Consider the following 16,057-nt stretch of genomic DNA (forward strand, 5'->3'; position numbering starts at 1 on the left):
GCCAGCGTGGCACCGACGTGAACGCCGTGTGGGCCGCATGCAAGCGCGCCCGCCGGCGGGCGCACCTGTGCTGATGCTCAGAACGCCAGCGACGTGCTGAACAGCACTTGCCGCGGCGCGCTGCGTTGCAGCGTCTGGTAGTCGCCGGCGAACGCCGAGCCGGCGATGTTGGCGGTGCCGATGTTGTGGCGGTCGAGCAGGTTGCTCACGTCCAGGCGCAGTTCCAGGCCCGGCAGCGGGCTGTCCTGGCCCAGCGTGTAGGCCGTGTACGCGTTGACCTGCCAGAACGCCGGCACGCGCAGGTCGTTCTCGTAGGTGAAGGGCTGATGCAGGTATTCGGTGCTGGTGGCGCCGAGCCGCCAGTGGCGCAGATGCGCCGACAGGTCGCTGACCAGCGACACTTGCGGATAGCCCGGCTGCGCCTTGCCCTGGATCGGATAGACGCTGCCATCGACGACGATGGCGCGGTCGTAGACCGAGCGCGCCAGCGCCACGCCCTGGTAGAACTGCAGGTGCGGCGTCAGGTCGACGGTCACGCCGAGGTCGGCGCCGAACGTGTGCATCTTCGGCATCACCTGCACGGTATTGACCTGCGCGAACTGGGTGCCGACGGCGGCCGACAGCAGGCGATGGCGGATGTCGCCGTAGAACACGTCCGCGGTGACGGTGGCGCGGTCGAAGCGATGGGTGCCGCCGAGGGTGAGGTTCCAGTCCTGCTCCGGCTGCAGGTGGCCGGCCAGGCGATCGAAGGTGACCTGGTCGGGAACGGTCCAGGCCGAGGCGGTGTAGCCGATGTTGCCGCGCTGGGCGACGCGGTAGCCGTTCATCGCGCTGCCCAGGTCGATGAAGCCATCGGTCTGCGCGGTCGGGCTCCAGAACAGCGACAGGTGCGGCAGGAACGTGCTCTTGGCGCGCAGCATGCCGGCCGCCGGCCGGTCCGGCGCATCGCCGACACCGCCGCCGCTGGTGCGGAAATCCACCGCCTTGGCGCCCAGGCCCAGCACCAGGGTGTCGCTCAGCGCGATGTCGTCGTGCACGTAGGCCTGGCGCGCGCGGGTCGTCCAGTGCGAGACGTTGTCGGTCTTGAACGCCGGGCCGTACGTGTCCCACGGCCCGGTGGTGCGCAGCGGCCGGCCCTGCCCCAGCAGCGGCTCGGCGTACCACGCGGTCGCCGCGTCGGCGTTGCTTTGCTCCTGCCAGAGGCCGGCGCTGAGCGTGTGCCGGCCGTGCAGGTAGGTCAGGGTGAGCAGGCCGCCGGTGCGTTGCAGGTGCGGCGCCTGCACCTGCTCGGAGAACGGCGCACCGTTGGGCGAGGGCGTGGTCGGATCGCTCAGCGTGGCGTGGGTGCGGCTGCGTGCGCCGTAGACCTGCACGCGTCCGCTGAGCGCGTCGGAGACACGGAAATCGTGCGCGAGCGAGGCGATGCGGTCGTCGGTGACCTGGCCGGTGTCGTACGGCAACAGCCCGGCCAGCGTGCCGCATGTATAGGCGCCGCAGGAGGCGCCGGCGTTCTGCGGCAGGGCGACGGCATAGGCCCTGGCGTAGTCGGGATAGAAGATGTCGGCGCGCCAGCCGAGCTTGCCGAGCATGTCGAAGGACAGGTTGTTGTAGCCCCACATCGCCGCATGGCTGGCGGACAGGAACAGCGTGAACGTGCCCCAGGCCACGTCCTGCGTCGCCTTCAGGTCGCCGCGCAGGAAGCGCTGGGTGCCGCCGCCCTGGTACTTGTCGGCGCCCAGCCGCTGCAGGTCGACCTGCACCTTCGGGCCATCGGCGCCGAGCTGCCCGCTCTGCGCGGAGACCGTGGTGACCCGGGTCGCGTCGCTGCCCAGCCCTTGCTTCAGGCGCAGGCCGGGCATGTCCTTGGGATCGCCCAGGCGATACTCCAGCGCCCCGCCGTTGGCGCTGCTGGAGAACACGCTCACCGGTGCCGCGCCCGGGCTGACGGTGATGCTGCCGATCGCATCGGGCACGCCGACGTTGACCACGCTGGTCCCGGTCAAGGACAGGAAACCGCTGTCGTTCAACGGCACGCCTTCGAAGGTGATGCCCATTTCGTTCATGCGAAAGCCGCGCACGAACAGGCTGGTGGCCGAGACGTCCAGGCCCAGGCCATCGGTGGCGGTATAGCTGGCGCCGGGCACGGTCTTCAGCCGCGCCAGGCCGTTGCTGCCGACGATGTCGGCGTCCATGTCGCCGGCATTGATGACATAGCGGTTCGGGCCGACCACCTGGGTGGGCGCCACCGCGGCCGCATGCGGCGAGGCCACTACGTCCAGCGCGGACAGCGTGGTCGGCGCGCCGTCGGCGTCGACGCTGGCGGCCGCCTCCGCGGCGTGCGCAGAGGCGGCGGCGAGGCAGGCGCCCAGCGTTGCGGACAACAACGACGGCGTGCACGCCCGCGGGGAACGATGCGGTGCGGACGGCGGCAGGGCGGCGTGGAGGCGGGAGGACATCGCGGTCATGGTCGGATCCGGCGTGGAGTGGGTGAGGTGGCGCAGACACGCGCCCAGCGCAGGACCGCCGCTGCGCGGCGGCGTCCGGCTGGCTGTGTGTTTGCGATGGCAGGGCGCCGCGGTGCGGCGCGGATCACGGCGATGGCGCGCGGCGGCGGCCCGCTCCGGATCGGCGGAGGCGAACGGCACATCCGCGCGACAGCGCGCTTCCCGAGGTGACGACAGCGGCGTGAAGCGATGCAGGAAATTCTTGCATCGCATGTGCGCTTGCACCATTGCGCGTTGGTACAGCCCTGCCTGCCACGCGCATGTGCGGCGATACCTGGGTATAGGGCGTGCGTGTGGCTGCACGAACAGCGTCGGATCGCAGCGCGCGTCTACCGCGACTGCGTGCATGGTGGCGATGGGTGCGGACTTCGCGCCGCACGCGTGCGCGCGGCATGGACGACCGAATGCCCCGGCCGGAACCGGCATCCGCCGGCATGCGATGGGCGCTGCCGGCCGCGCGGACGGACGCCAGCGTCAGGCCTGGCGCCGACCGCCGGCCCCATGACCTGCGACCTATTGACGACACCTGTCGTCACGGGTAGTTTTGCCGACACGTGTAGTCATCGGAGTGGACGGATGCGCCGCAAATCGATCGGGGATCAGGAACTGGCCCTGCTGCAGTACATCGCCGAACAGGGCGATGCCAGCGTCGGCGAGGTCGCCGCCGGGTTCGGCGAGGCGCGCGGGCTGGCGCGCTCGACGGTGCTGACGATGATGGAGCGCCTGCGCGCCAAGGCCTATCTGCGCCGCCGCCAGGTGCAGGGGGTGTACCGCTACGCCGCCACCAGCGGCCAGGACGACGTGGTGCGCAGCGCGGTCGGCAGCTTTGTCGAGAAGACCCTGCAGGGCTCGGTATCGCCGTTCGTGGCGTGGATGTCGCAGCGCGCCGAGGTCAGCGACGCGGAACTGGCCGAACTGGAGGCCCTGGTGGCCAAACTGCAATCGCAACGGCGGGAGGACTGAGCCATGCACAGCCTGTTGGGGACGGACGTGTTCGAAGGCCTGCTGTCGCGGCTGCTGGCGACCAGCGTGCAGACGGTGGTGCTGGTCGCGCTGATCTGGGCGCTGTGCCGCTGGCTGCCGACCCTGCCGGCGGCCACGCGCTGCCGGCTGTGGTGGCTGGTCGCGGCGCAGGGCGTGCTCGGCCTGCTGTGGGCCGGTGCGGTGCACTTGCCGGTGCTGCCCGCCACGCCGGCGTCGGCGACGGTCGCCGCACCGGTGGCGATGGTCGCCACGCTGCCAACGCCGGCCTCACGCGACACGATGCCGACTGCGACCGCGACCGGGGCAACCCGGGCCGCCATGCAGGTCAACGTCAACGCCACGGTCGCCACCGCCATGTCTCCGATCGCCGTGCCGTCGGCCCCGGCCTCCGCCGCGGCCTTGCCCTGGGCGCAGGCGCTGGTGGCGCTGTGGCTTGCCGGGGTGCTGGTCTGCAGTGCGCACAGCGTCCTGGCCTACCGCCGCAGCCGCCAGCGTGCCCGCGCGGCGGCGCCGTGCACCGACGCCGCCCTGCTCGGCGCGCTGCGCCTGGCGGCCGAGGCCCACGGCCTGCGCCGGCCGCCGCAGCTGCGGCTGTGTGCGCACACCGATTCGCCGCAGCTGATCGGGCCGTGGCGGCCGGTGCTGCTGCTGCCGGCGCGGCGCATGGCCAGCCTGCGCGCCGACGATCTGGACATGGCGCTGACCCACGAACTGGTGCACCTGCAGCGCCGCGACCTGTGGTGGGGGCTGCTGCCGGCGCTGGCGCAGCACCTGTTCTTCTTCCATCCGCTGGTGCACCTGGCCGGGCGCGAGTACGCCCTGGCCCGCGAGGCGGCCTGCGATGCGGCGGTGGTCGCAGGTCACCGCCATTGCCGTCACGACTACGCGCGGCTGCTGGTGCAGCTGGGCGTGGCACCGCGGCCCAGCGCTGGCCTGGCCAGCGCTTCGCCGACCTTCCTGAGCCTCAAACGGAGATTGCAGATGCTGCAGACCACGTCCGCTTTTCCGCGCCTGGGCGCGGCCCTGATCCTGACCGCGGTGACCGTGCTCGGCGTGGCACCGCTACGCCTGGTGGCACAGCCCGGCCATCCCGTTGCGCCCACTGCCAAGCCGGGTTCCGCCCGCGCACTGGCGCCGGGCGAAGCCCAGGCCGAAGCCGCCGCCGATGCGGCAGCCGAAGCCGCCGAGACAGCCGCCGAGACCGCTGCCGATGCGGCCGCCGAGGCAGCGGAGCAGGCGGCCGACGCCGCCGATGCCGCCGACGCAGACAACGACACGGCAGTGGATAACGGCGCCGGGGACAACGGCGCCGCCGCCCGCGCCGCCAACGTGCCCGGGACGCCCCTGCCGCCGCGTACGGCCACCACGGCGTCGTCGGCCACCTCCGCGACGTCGCGGCGTGCGCCGCCACCGCTGGCGCCATTGCCGCCGCCCGCGCCGCTTGCGCCGCCGGCGCCTGCGGTCCCGGCCGTGCCGCCGGTGATCGCTTCGGGGATCAGCACCCGGTCGATGCAGAAGACCCGCAACGGCCAGATCGAACGATCGTACGTCCGGATCAAGGGCAACAGCACGACGATGCGCGGCAGCAACAGCGATCTGGCGACCGCGAAGGCTGAGGTCGGCAGCGACGGCTTGTGGTTCAGCCGCGGCGAGCGCAACTACGTGGTGCGCGATCCTGCGCTGCTGGCCCGTTTCGACGCGCTGTTCGAGCCGATGGGCAAACTGGGCGTCCAGCAGGGCGAACTCGGCAAGCGCCAGGGGGCACTGGGCCGCGAGCAGGGAGAGCTGGGTCGCGAACAGGGCAAGCTGGCGCAGGAGACCGCGGCGCTGGCGCTGAAGCGCATCGACATGGACGCCATCGACGCCAAGGCGCAGGAGCGCGCCCAGGCCGAACTGGCGCGGCGGCAGGACGCGCTGTCGGCGAAGATGCGCGTCCTCGGCGAACAGCAGGCTGCGCTGGGCCGGCAGCAGGGCGAGCTGGGCTCGCGGCAGGGCGAATTGAGCATGCAGGTCGATCGCGAGGTCGACCGCCTGTTCGACGCCGCCATCGCCGCCGGCAGCGCGCAACGGCTGGAGTGATTCCGCCGGCTACGTGCAGCGACTACGCCGAAGCAGCCGCCAGCGCACGCTCTTCGGCCTCGGCGGCGACCAGGCGCTGCAGCAGCAGCGCCAGCGTGACCACGTCCTGGTGGTTGTGCGCGGCGACGCGGCGCAGGTTGCGCGCGCTGCCGCCGCGCAGGTAGCCCAGCCACGCCGCCGGCGCTTCGGCACCGGGCAGGTCGTCCTCGCGCACCACGCGCAGCAACTGCCGCTCGATGGTGGCGAGCTTGCAGTTCTCCCAGGTGCCGCGGTAGCGGCGGCGGGTGGGATGCAGCAGGTCCACGTGGTCCAGCGCCGACAGCGGATCGGCGCAGCGCGCCAGCCGGTAGCGGGTCTTCAGCAACGGCGCGTCGTAGCAGCGGCCGTTGTAGCTGGACAGCACCGTGCCTGGCCGCAGCCAGGCGCGGAACGCCTCCAGCATCGCCTTCTCCGCGCCCATCGTGGCCATCAGCAACTGGCGGATGCGCAGGCCCGGGCCATCGGCCGGATGCACGGTCCAGTCGGCCGCGCCGATCATGAAGGCGCGAGTGCCGGTGCCGCCGGCCAGGCCGGTGGTCTCGGTGTCGAAGAACAGCAGGTCGGTCGGCGCCACCGCGTCCTCGCGGCGGGCGAAGGCCAGCGACAGCGCGCCGGCCGGAACCGGCTGCGGCAGGAACGCCTCGATCAGGTGCAGGCCGGGGGCGATCTCCACGCCGGGCAGATGCCGGTCCGGCGCCGCCGCCGGCTTGCGTGCGGCCGCCGCCGCGGGCGCGACGGCACGCTCGCGCAGGCCGAGCAGGCGCCGCAGCGCAGACACATCGGTCCCACCGCGGTCGAATGGGGCGATGGCGATGGGCGGCGCCACGGCGGTGTCGGTGCCGCCGCGCGCGGGAGTGGCGCGACTGCCTGCCGCCGCCGTCGCGGCGGCAGGCGCTGCGACGGCGCGCGGTTGTGCCGCTGCCTGCCGCGGTGCCTGCGTGGGCGCCGCCGCGACCGCGACCGCGTCCGTGCGCGAGGCGCGAGGCGCGTCGGCCGCGCTGGCGCTGCCGGAGGACGCCGGCCTGCGCTCGGCGCTGGCGTCGCCGGCCTGCCGGCGCAGCGCGCGCAGGCGCTCCAGGCTGATGCTCATGCGCTCCACTCCGGCAGCGCGTCGGCATCGGCATCGGTGGCGATGGTGGTCGCGCCGTGCGCGTCCAGCGCCGCATCGTCCTGGTCGTCCAGCAACAACTGCAGCACGCGCAGCGCCAGCGCCCTGGGCGTGGTCGCGCTGGCTTCCTGCGCGGCCAGCACCGGGCCGACGCAGGCCGGGCAGCCGGCCACGCAGTCGCAGCCCTGCACCAGTTCGCGCGCGCGCTGCACCAGTTCGGCCTGGCGCCGCCACAACGGCTCGCTCAGGCCGACGCCGCCGGGGAAGTTGTCGTACAGGTACACGGTGGGCACGAACTGCTGCAGTTCGACGCTGGCCGGCTCGCCGCTGTCGCCGCCGCGCAGCTGGCCGCGGCCCTTGGCGTCGGCCACCGCGAACCAGGCGCCATCGCCGTCGCCCACCGCCTGCTGCAGGTCGCGCGCGTCGGCCATCACCGCCACCGTGGCGACCACGTGCAGCGCGTAGGCCGCGCCAAGGAAGCCGTCCAGCGCGTCCTGCTTGCTGCCGAACGCCTTGAGCAGGGTGGCCTGCGGCAACTGCCACCACACCGCGGTGGTGTGCAGCTCCTGGTCGGGCAGGTTGACCGGGCCGTAACCGATGTTCTCGTGGGTGTAGTAGCGGATCTTCTTGTAGCCGGCCACGCGCCGCACCACGTGCACCTCGCCGTGGTGCGCGTCGCCGCGGCCGGCCGCGCCGCCGTCGAAGCGGTCCAGCACCTTGAGCTTGGTGAAGTCGATGCTGTCGGTGTAGTAGTCCACGTGGGTGCGGGTGACGTAGGCCTTGCGCCCTTCCCAGTCCAGCTTTTCCACCTGGTACGGCGTGCTCTGCACCATGTGGATGGCGCCTTCGTACAGGGTCAGCGCGGCGGCGGAATAGTCCACCTCGGCGATGATCTGCTGCTTGCCGTCGGTCTTGTCCACCACCACGAAGTTGCCGTCGGCCACCGAGCGCAGGCTCACCGCGTTGGCCGGGTAGCTGTCGGCGATCCACTCCCAGCGGTCGCCTTCCTGGTGCACCACCTCGCTCTCGGCCAGCGCCTCCAGGAACACCGCCGGGTCCACCGGACCGAACGCCTCGCCGGCGACGAAGGTCAGTTCGAACGCGGCGCAGCGGATGTGGTCGAACAGGATCAGCGGCTGGTCCGGGGCGATGCGGGCGTGTTCGGGCGAGGCGTCGGCGAAGAAGTCCGGGTGCCGCACCACGTACTGGTCCAGCGGTTGCGAGCTGGCCACCAGCACGCCCAGCGCCGGCTGCTGGCGGCGCCCGGCGCGGCCGAAGCGCTGCCAGGTGGCGGCGACGCTGCCGGGATAGCCGTTGAGCACCACCACGTCCAGCGCGCCGATGTCCACGCCCAGCTCCAGCGCCGAGGTGGAGACGATGCCGTCGATACTGCCGGCGCGCATCGCCCGCTCGGCTTCGCGGCGCTCGCTGGGCAGGTAGCCGCCGCGGTAGGCGCGGATGCGCGGCGGCTTGCGCGGGTCGTGGTCGAAGATGTCCTTCAGGTACTTGGTCAGCACCTCCACCATCAGCCGGGTCTGCGCGAACACCAGGGTCTTGAGCCCGGACTTGATCGCGATGCGGGCGATGCGGTTGCTCTGCGAGCGCGCCGAAGCGCGCAGGCCCAGGTCGGCGTTGACCACCGGCGGATTCCACAGCAGCACGTGCTTGTCGCCGCTGGGCGCGCCGGAGTCGGTGATCGCGTGCACGCGCTGCTCGATCAGCGCCTCGGCGTGCGCGCGCGGATTGCCGATGGTGGCCGAGCACAGGATGAACTGCGGCGTGGCCCCGTAGAACGCGCAGATGCGCTTGAGCCGGCGCAGCACGTTGGCGACATGGCTGCCGAACACGCCGCGGTAGGTATGGATCTCGTCGATCACCACGTAGCGCAGGTTCTCGAAGAACTGCGCCCACTTGGTGTGATGCGGCAGGATCGCCTGGTGCAGCATGTCCGGGTTGCTGACCACGATGTCGCCGTGCAGGCGGATCGCCTGGCGCGCATCGCCCGGGGTGTCGCCGTCGAAGGTGAAGGCCTTCACCCCCAGGTCGCCGGCGCGGTTGAGGTCCAGCAGCTCGGCCACCTGGTCCTGCGCCAGCGCCTTGGTCGGGAACAGGTACAGCGCCTTGGCCTGCGCGGTCATCGCCGCGGCCACCACCGGCAGCGTGTAGCACAGCGACTTGCCCGAGGCGGTGGGGGTGACGATGGCCACGTGCTCGCCGCGCTGCGCGGCGTCCCAGGCCTCGGCCTGGTGGCTGTACAGCTGCGCGATGCCGCGTTCGCGCAGTGCGGCGGCCAGGGCCGGCGGCACGTCGTCCGGGATCGGCGCGTAGCGGCCGGCCTGGCCGGGAATGGTGAAGCTGCCGGTGATGCGGTCGTGGTAGCGGCGCTCCAGCCGCGCGCTGAGCAGGGCGCCGTCGCGCGAGGGCATCCCGTCGGTGGTGGACAGGGCGCGCTCGGCGTCCTCGGTGCGCGGGGCTAGGGCGTGGGCGGGCATCGGCACGGCTCTCAAAGCGGAACAGGGAAGCGAAATCGCGTCTCAGGGTATGAGACGGCGACCGCCGAGGCGAGGCGCACAGGCTGAGCGGATTCAGGCGGGGTGCTTGCGCGGCGACGGTTTGCCGGGCGACCGGGGATTGGCAAGGGGCGGGCCGCTTGGCTGCGACGTAGCGCCAGCGCGGTCGCGCTGCGCGCGTTGGCCGCTAGTAGCCGCGCGCCTGTCCCTGGGTCGGATGCTGCGCTTGCTCGTAGGTCTGCACGGCGTGCTGCTGTTCGGCCTGAGACGCGCTGTCGCGGATCGGCGGTGCCTGGGTCTGGGCGTCCACCTGCGCGCGAAATCCAGGCGTCCGGCCTGCAATCAAGATCTGATCCTCTTGCAGCGTCACCGCCCCGAGCTGGTCGACCCGCGCGATACCGGCGGTCTTGGCGGCGACGAGCGCCTGCGCCACCTTCGCATCGGAGATGCTTCCAGGCAGGCGATCGCGCAAGGCATCGAAGTAGGCGCGATCCGGATGGTGCGGCGGAAACCGGTCCAGGGCCCGATCCTGCAGCTTGGCCACCTCGCGATTGATCCGGTCGACGGCCGCCTGATCGACGAGGTCGCGTTGCGGGTCTCCCGCGGCCAACGTCAGACGCGGATCTTCAGGATAGAGCTGCTTCAGCCGCGAATCGTCCAGTCCTTTCACGAGGTCGCCGCGCTGCAGCGCGGCGTAGGTCTCCCGAGCCAGTGCGTCGGCGCCGGCAGTGCGGTCGCCGATGCGTCGGCCGGCCTCGTTGTTCCACAGATCCATGCGGTGTTCGTAGGGATCGTTCCGATGGGCCGGGCCGATCTCGGCATCGTTGCCGAACTTGCGCGCGATCCATTGCTGGCCGAAGGCGATCTGGGTGACGCGTCCGCTGGTATAGGCATGACGGAACGCATCCAGCGCGTCGTTGTGGCCCTGCGGCTGGATGCTGCCATCGGCGCGGCGCGCCAGATGGACGCCGCTGAGCTGCTCATAGTGCCGATACGCTTCCTGCTCGATCTCGCGCTTGGCGCCCCTGGGATCGGTGATGTCGACCATGCTCAGCGCTCCGCTGGCTTCAGGAACTCGATCGGGCCTGTGTAATCGGGATACTTCTTGCGGATGAGAATGCGTTGATCGGGCGTGACGCATGCGTCCTCCAGCGACTGCGGCACATGCGCCTCGTCGACGAAGAACTGCGTATAGGGCAACGACAGCACGCGTTCGTGCGCATCGTCCTTGAACCTCAATTGCAGGGTGTCGTGGCGCTCGAAGCACAACGACGTCCAGGGGAAATCGGTCAGCTTGGCGGCTTCCACGATCGTCGCGTCGCGTCCACCGAGCAGCGTCTCGACGCGCTGGGCGAACTGGGCTTCGGACACAGGGGGCTCGGTCATGGCACATCCTGCAAGCAAGGCGAACGGAAGAGGATGCAGGAGGGACAACAGCCGTCGCGGCGCGGTCATCGGCGTGGCTCCTTCCATCGGTCGGGCAGAATGTAAACCCGGCCCTGTGAAGGCTTCAAGCATCGCGCCCATGCGCGACGGTGACGGTACAGCCGTACCTGCGTGCAGGGACCGATAAGCGCCGGCGCTGCAGCGCACGGGGCCGGACGCGTATCCTGTGCGTCCCCCAGCACCACGGCATGCCCTTCCCGAAGTGCCGAAGATCGCCTTGCCCGCATCGACTTCCCCGCCAGTCCCGCACTACCGCCGCGCCGCCGCCCGCCGCGCCGACCTGCTCGTGCACGCCGCCGGCCTGCTGCTGGCCGTGGTCGGCGGCGCGCTGCTGGTCTGGCGCGCCCATGCCAACGACGCGCTGATCGTGGCCACCAGCATCTACGCGCTGGGCCTGCTGACCATGTTCGCCTGCTCGGCGGCGTACAACTTCGCCCCGCCGCAACGCCAGCCGGTGCTGCGCAAGCTCGACCATGCGGGCATCTTCGTGATGATCGCCGGCTCCTACACGCCGTTCTTCGTGCTGGCGCTGTCCGGCGCCTGGGTCTGGTCGATGACCCTGGCGGTATGGGGCGTGGCGTTGTTCGGGGTGTTCGCCAAGCTGTTCCTGCCCGGCATCGCCAAGGGCTTCTGGGTGGCGATCTACCTGTTGCTGGGCTGGGCCGGGATGGTCGCGGTCAAGCCGATCGTGGCCGGGCTGGACACCCCGGTGCTGTGGTTGATCGCCGCTGGCGGGGCGATCTACACGGTGGGCGTGGCCTTCTACGTGCGCAAGTCGATGCTCTACAACCGCGCGATCTGGCATGCGCACGTGCTCGGCGGCGCACTGGCGCACTGGTGCGCGATCTGGCTGTGCCTGCGGCCGCTGTCGCCGACGTGAACGGCGGCGCGGGCGCGCTAGAGATGGCCGCGCCGCGTCCGTAAGCTCGGGCGCCATGGACAGCATGGACACAGCGGATCCGATCGGCCGGCGCCTGCGCGCGGTGCTGGCCGTCGCGTTGCTGGCGGCGTGCGTACAGGCGCAGGCGCAACAGGCCGCGCCTGCGACCGATGCCGCTGCGCCGCCCGCGGCATCGGTCGCCACGCCGCCGACCACCGACGCTGCCAAAGACGACATCCAGACGCTCGGCGAAGTGCGCGCGCTGCCGCCGGACGAGGGCGAGCCGCTGGACCTGTACCGGTTCAAGAATCCGGTGACCCCACCGCCCAACCGCTTCGACAAGGACTGGCGGCCGCCGCCCTCGGTGGAGCAGGTCAGCCAGAGCGGCGGCTACATCGCGCTCGGCGTCTACTACCTGGCCGGCAAGGCCGCCAAGGGCCTGCACGCGCTGACCGGCGGCCCCGACCAGGTCCAGGCCGCCATTGCGCGTCCGCCGCCGCAGCTGACCGAGGCCGAACTGCAACGCGCCATGAAGGTGTGCGCGGAACAGGGCGGGGGCTGCGCGGCGGGGCAGTGAGAGGCGCCGCGTGGAGCGGACAGACTCATGGCCAGGCTTGATGGCGAAAACGGCGGTGCGACAACCTTGCGCCGTGAACGTGCTAGTTGGGCGGCAGCCGTACGGTGAAGCCGCGCATCGGGAGTCGCTTCACGGAGTCAGCGCCGATACACCGGCGCGACGCGACGGCGATGGCCGAGACGCCGACCATCGTTGGTGGGCACTGGCGCGCTGCTGTGCCGGTCTCGGAAAGCGCTATCGTCGGCTTGCGCCGGGAACTCCGACGAGTTCTTGAGCACACTGGGGCAGAGCCGGAGCGGGGCGGTCTTATCCCATGCTTCTGCTATTGGCTTCGCGTGTTTGCGCTTCGCGCGGTTGCTCCCTGGCGACCTCGGCCTGCAGGTTGGCCTGGCGTTGTTGCTCCGATTGCGCCAGCGCGCCGAAGGACACGTCCATTGGCGTCTTGATCGCCTGATCGGTCGGCATGTGCGCGCGCAGGCTGGCGGGATTGCGTGGATCGCCTTCGACAACAAAGACGTACTGCCCCGGTTCGGCCTGGCGTCCCCGTTCGCTCAGCAGCACATGATCGACCCGGGTCAGGCCGTTGCGCGCTGCCAGTTCGGTCAGGCTGGCCTTCATGCATGCACTCGCCGTGTCGGACGCGCGGCCCAGTTGCCGGTCCAGCGCGTCGACGCCGTTGGAGCAATCCCGATACAGCGAACTGTGGATGACCCCAGGCGCTGTTGACGTCGGCGCCTGGCCTTGCCGACGATCTGGTGATGGCGCCTGCGTCGCGGGTACAGGTTGAGTGGGTTGCGCTGGTGCTTGTTGGCGGGTCTGGTACTCGGGCCTGGTGTACGGTGGTGGCTGTGGAGGCCAGTTTTCCGGACGGTCGAATTCGGTGGTCGGTGGTAAATGCTGGTTCACCGCGGCCACATTCAACTGTCGCCGCGTTTCCGCATCGGCGCGTCCGGTCTCCTGCAGATCATTGGCCTGCTGGAACGCCAGAACGCCCGCTTCCATGTGCTCATCGTAAAGGCGGTCGCCATTCCAGTTCGGAGGCGCATTCTGGATATAGCCCAGTCCCTGCAATTGCCGGCGCAGCTCATACACGGGTTCACCTTTTTCGCCGCGCCGGAGTTCGCCGTCCTTCAATGGACCGTACAGGTCCGTCATCGTCTGACGCTTGAATTGCGGCTGTGCCTGTAGGGTATCGGCGCGTAGCTGAGCCAGCATGGTGGTATCGACGCGGCCAGTCGGCTCCGTCACGCCTTTGCTGCGTTCGTACTGCTTGACCGCATGCTCGGTTCCAGCGCCAGAATCACCATCGGGGGAGATGGCCTTGCCTTTGCCATCGGTCATACCCAACGCGGCGAGATACTGCTGCGCTTCGAACACAGTTTGATTCGCATCGCCCTTGCCGACAGATGCTGGCGCATTGGATGCGACCGGCGCTTGCACGGGCGTCACGTCTTGGCGTTGGACGCGCTCTACCAATGCCGGTACTGATGCCTCCCAAGTGCGCGCATAACCTGCGATGGTTTGCACGCTTGCCGCATCCCGGGGATTGAGATCGCGCGTGCGCCGGCATAGTCCTGCGTGTCGGCGTTGAGATGGGCGGCCAGGGTCTGTCCCGGCACGAAGTCGCCATCGCGCATGCCGGCGACGAGGATCTTCGTCGCAATGGCAGGTTCCGCGGCCCGGCCTGGCGATTGCACGAGTTCGCGGCCTAGCCCGGCCTTCTCGCCAAGCTTTTCGTACAACTCGACATGGGTGAGATGCGCATAGCCCCGGCCGTAATAGGCTTCGCCACCGTGATAGGAAAGCGTCACTGCCTGCTTTCGCCCCCAGTCCTCTTCAGGTGCCTGGAAGTCTCTGGATTCGTGCTGAGCTGTCGCCAGCACATACGCGATCTGCCGGGTGTCGGTGACACCGTGATCCAGGCAGCTGCGGACGATCGGGTCGACCGATTGTTCGCGTGTCAGTCCGAATCCCGCGTTTTGCTTGCCGTATCCGTCGCTCATGGGATGTCCTTGTCTCTTTGCACCTTGCTGTCGTAACGCCGCACTGGCCTGGCTATTTGCAGGAATCGATGGCCTTGCTGGACTGCCGTGTCGGTGTGGTTCCACGCAATGCAATCGCGACCATGGTGCGCTTGCACTGTCCTTGTTCGGACCACAGGTGCAGGGTTGTGCCGCTGATCCAGGAGAGTGTGAGGCCGCGCGTGGCCTGCGCGAGCTTCTCACTTTTCACAAAGCGCCGAGTCTTTGGGTCGAACAAATAATAGGTGTAGGCGGGCGCGCCGAGGGGGCCGGAAAAGTCGGTCCACAACAGCAGATCGTCGTTGCCATCACCATTGATGTCCGACACGATCGCGGTATAGCGCAGGCCCTCGCTCTGTTCATCCTGTTGAGCGATGGGGCCGCGGTAGGCGGCGACATAATCCTGCCGATCCGCTGTCTTGTTCAAAAAGACCAGCGACGGGACGGGAATGGACTGCTAGCCCTCCGGGCGCTGCACCACGACCATCGCGGGCGCGCAGCGCAGTAGCAGCCCGCCAGTGTCGCGACAATGTGCGTCTTCGATCTGTAGGCTTAGATCCCCCAGCGAGAAGGCGACCTGTCCCGCAGCATCCGGCAGCCCCACGGCGGTGAACGCCTTCGCCACCGAGGTCGCATCCCGCAACGGCGCCATTGGCTTGGCGGCGCTGGCCGTCGCGACGAACCGCGGATCGTTCAGTTGGCGCAGTCGGCTGATCGTCGTGGCCAATCTGCATTGCTTCGCATCCAGGCGCATCGCCGGGCTTGCCTGCTCCGGCAGCTTGCAACGGTTCTGGTAGATCTGCGCGATCCATTGGCGCTGTGCGCCTTGTAACGCCGCGCGTTCTTTTCCGGAAGGAAGGGCCGCCATGCGGGCGCGGTAGACCCGGTTCAACTCGCTGTCCTGATAGACGAACTCCTCGTCGACGCAGCGTTCCCGCGCGTCCTGCTGCGTCGCCTTGGCGAGGCACTGAGAATAGCTCGGGCGCAGCGTGTCGCGCTGCAACGCCAGCAAATCCGCACCCGATGGCAGGGGCGGCACTGCTGAGGCTGCGGCACCCAGCGCGACAGCGGACAAGGCGCCGAAGCACCGTGTGGCCAACCGGCGTGCAGCGGACCATGGAAGCGCGGATGGAGGGCATCCGTGCGGCAGTTGTGTCAGCGCGCTCCGCTTGCGAATCGGGTCCCGCTTTTCCATGCCTGGCATGTCCTGCCTCCGTGCAACGCGTTGGAAAAAACCTAACAGTGGCCTCGCTGCCCGGACAATCGCCAGCGCAGTGCGCTTGTCGCGCATCGTCCGGTAGTTTGCCTAAACCGTAGCTGTCCTCAACGCCCGCCGCGCGTATAGCCTTCCAGTTCGTCGGCGCGGGAGCTGATCCGGCGCAGGCTGGCTTCGGCGCTTTGCAGGGCCGCCTCCTGGCCGCGGGCGCCGAGTGCCTTGTCCAGGTCCGCGGCCTGGGCGTTGGACTGCTGCCAGGTGTACTGCGCATCCATCAGCCGGGAGCGGTCGCTGCCGCTGAGGCGGTAGCGCAGCCTGTCGTAGGCGCGGTCCAGGCGTTCCTGCTGCACGCGTTGCTCGCGCTGGATGCAGCGGCGGGCCTCGTCCAGGCCCTGCGCCTGCTTGCGGCAATCGTGGTAGGTGGCGGACAGACCATCGCGCGGGGCGCCGGGTCCGGCGCCGGGCGGCGGCATCTGCTGCTGTTGCTGCCGCATCCGCTGGATCTGTTCGGCCTGCTGCTGCAGCAGGCGCTGCTGTTGCTGCAGTTGCGCATCGCGCGGGTCGATCTGCTGCGCGGCGGCGCTGCCGCACACGCCGGCGATCACCGCGGCGATCAGCCATGCGCGCAGCTGGCGCTGGCCCTGGGGTCCCTGGTGCTGGTGCATCGTCCTTCTCCTTCGATCGGCAGCCGAT

The 16,057-nt window shown here is 70.0% G+C and carries 13 protein-coding genes and 1 pseudogene; 4 read left to right on the forward strand and 10 right to left on the reverse strand.

Translation table 11 applies throughout. The annotated features are described in order from the left end of the window. Positions 1-77: 77 nt before the first annotated feature. Positions 78-2,456: a TonB-dependent receptor gene (locus NKJ47_RS01575; RefSeq protein ID WP_254459828.1), complete on the reverse strand. Its 2,379-nt coding sequence runs from the start codon at positions 2,454-2,456 to the stop codon at positions 78-80. A gap of 624 nt (positions 2,457-3,080) precedes the next feature. On the opposite strand from NKJ47_RS01575, the gene NKJ47_RS01580 reads away from it, so the two are divergent. Beyond that, a complete protein-coding gene (locus NKJ47_RS01580; protein ID WP_254459829.1) occupies positions 3,081-3,467 on the forward strand; it encodes a BlaI/MecI/CopY family transcriptional regulator in 387 nt (128 codons plus the stop codon). A gap of 3 nt (positions 3,468-3,470) precedes the next feature. After that, positions 3,471-4,757: pseudogene (locus NKJ47_RS20795) on the forward strand (M56 family metallopeptidase); the annotation flags it as partial. A gap of 832 nt (positions 4,758-5,589) precedes the next feature. Here NKJ47_RS20795 and NKJ47_RS01590 read toward each other — a convergent pair. From NKJ47_RS01590 to NKJ47_RS01605, 4 genes are all read right to left on the reverse strand, one after another. Beyond that, positions 5,590-6,696, reverse strand: coding sequence for a ribonuclease H-like domain-containing protein (locus tag NKJ47_RS01590; protein WP_254459831.1), 1,107 nt, complete (start codon positions 6,694-6,696; stop codon positions 5,590-5,592). Further along, positions 6,693-9,206, reverse strand: coding sequence for a DEAD/DEAH box helicase (locus NKJ47_RS01595; RefSeq protein ID WP_254459832.1), 2,514 nt, complete (start codon positions 9,204-9,206; stop codon positions 6,693-6,695). The genes NKJ47_RS01590 and NKJ47_RS01595 overlap by 4 nt, the downstream gene beginning before the upstream one ends. Before the next feature lie 205 nt (positions 9,207-9,411). After that, positions 9,412-10,272, reverse strand: a complete 861-nt coding sequence (locus NKJ47_RS01600; RefSeq protein ID WP_254459833.1) for a DUF6973 domain-containing protein — start codon at positions 10,270-10,272, stop codon at positions 9,412-9,414. A gap of 2 nt (positions 10,273-10,274) precedes the next feature. Continuing rightward, positions 10,275-10,610: a hypothetical protein gene (locus NKJ47_RS01605; RefSeq protein ID WP_254459834.1), complete on the reverse strand. Its 336-nt coding sequence runs from the start codon at positions 10,608-10,610 to the stop codon at positions 10,275-10,277. A gap of 277 nt (positions 10,611-10,887) precedes the next feature. Here NKJ47_RS01605 and trhA point away from each other — a divergent pair, with 277 nt between their 5' ends. Beyond that, positions 10,888-11,550 (forward strand): PAQR family membrane homeostasis protein TrhA, encoded by a 663-nt coding sequence (gene trhA, locus NKJ47_RS01610; RefSeq protein ID WP_254459835.1) that lies wholly within the window; start codon positions 10,888-10,890, stop codon positions 11,548-11,550. Positions 11,551-11,614: 64 nt separating this feature from the next. Further along, entirely contained in the window at positions 11,615-12,127 is a 513-nt protein-coding gene (locus NKJ47_RS01615; protein ID WP_254459836.1) for a hypothetical protein, read from the forward strand. Between the two features lie 306 nt (positions 12,128-12,433). Here NKJ47_RS01615 and NKJ47_RS01620 read toward each other — a convergent pair whose 3' ends face one another. The 5 genes from NKJ47_RS01620 to NKJ47_RS01640 all read right to left on the reverse strand — a co-directional run bounded on the left by NKJ47_RS01620 (position 12,434) and on the right by NKJ47_RS01640 (position 16,029). Continuing rightward, complete coding sequence (locus NKJ47_RS01620; protein ID WP_254459837.1) at positions 12,434-13,654, reverse strand: peptidoglycan-binding domain-containing protein; 1,221 nt, start codon at positions 13,652-13,654, stop codon at positions 12,434-12,436. Next, entirely contained in the window at positions 13,597-14,130 is a 534-nt protein-coding gene (locus tag NKJ47_RS01625) for a hypothetical protein (RefSeq protein WP_254459838.1), read from the reverse strand. Before NKJ47_RS01625 ends, NKJ47_RS01620 begins: the two co-directional genes overlap by 58 nt. Positions 14,131-14,182: 52 nt before the next feature. Beyond that, the gene (locus NKJ47_RS01630) at positions 14,183-14,575 is read right to left on the reverse strand and encodes an XAC2610-related protein (RefSeq protein ID WP_254459839.1); all 393 of its coding nucleotides are present in this window, start codon (positions 14,573-14,575) and stop codon (positions 14,183-14,185) included. A 30-nt stretch (positions 14,576-14,605) separates the two neighbouring features. Next, positions 14,606-15,223, reverse strand: a complete 618-nt coding sequence (locus tag NKJ47_RS01635; protein WP_254459840.1) for a lysozyme inhibitor LprI family protein — start codon at positions 15,221-15,223, stop codon at positions 14,606-14,608. 248 nt (positions 15,224-15,471) lie between these two features. Next, the gene (locus tag NKJ47_RS01640; protein ID WP_254459841.1) at positions 15,472-16,029 is read right to left on the reverse strand and encodes a lysozyme inhibitor LprI family protein; all 558 of its coding nucleotides are present in this window, start codon (positions 16,027-16,029) and stop codon (positions 15,472-15,474) included. Positions 16,030-16,057 lie beyond the last annotated feature (28 nt).

Origin of the sequence: Xanthomonas sacchari, from assembly GCF_024266585.1 — a bacterium.
Classification (GTDB): domain Bacteria; phylum Pseudomonadota; class Gammaproteobacteria; order Xanthomonadales; family Xanthomonadaceae; genus Xanthomonas_A; species Xanthomonas_A sacchari_C.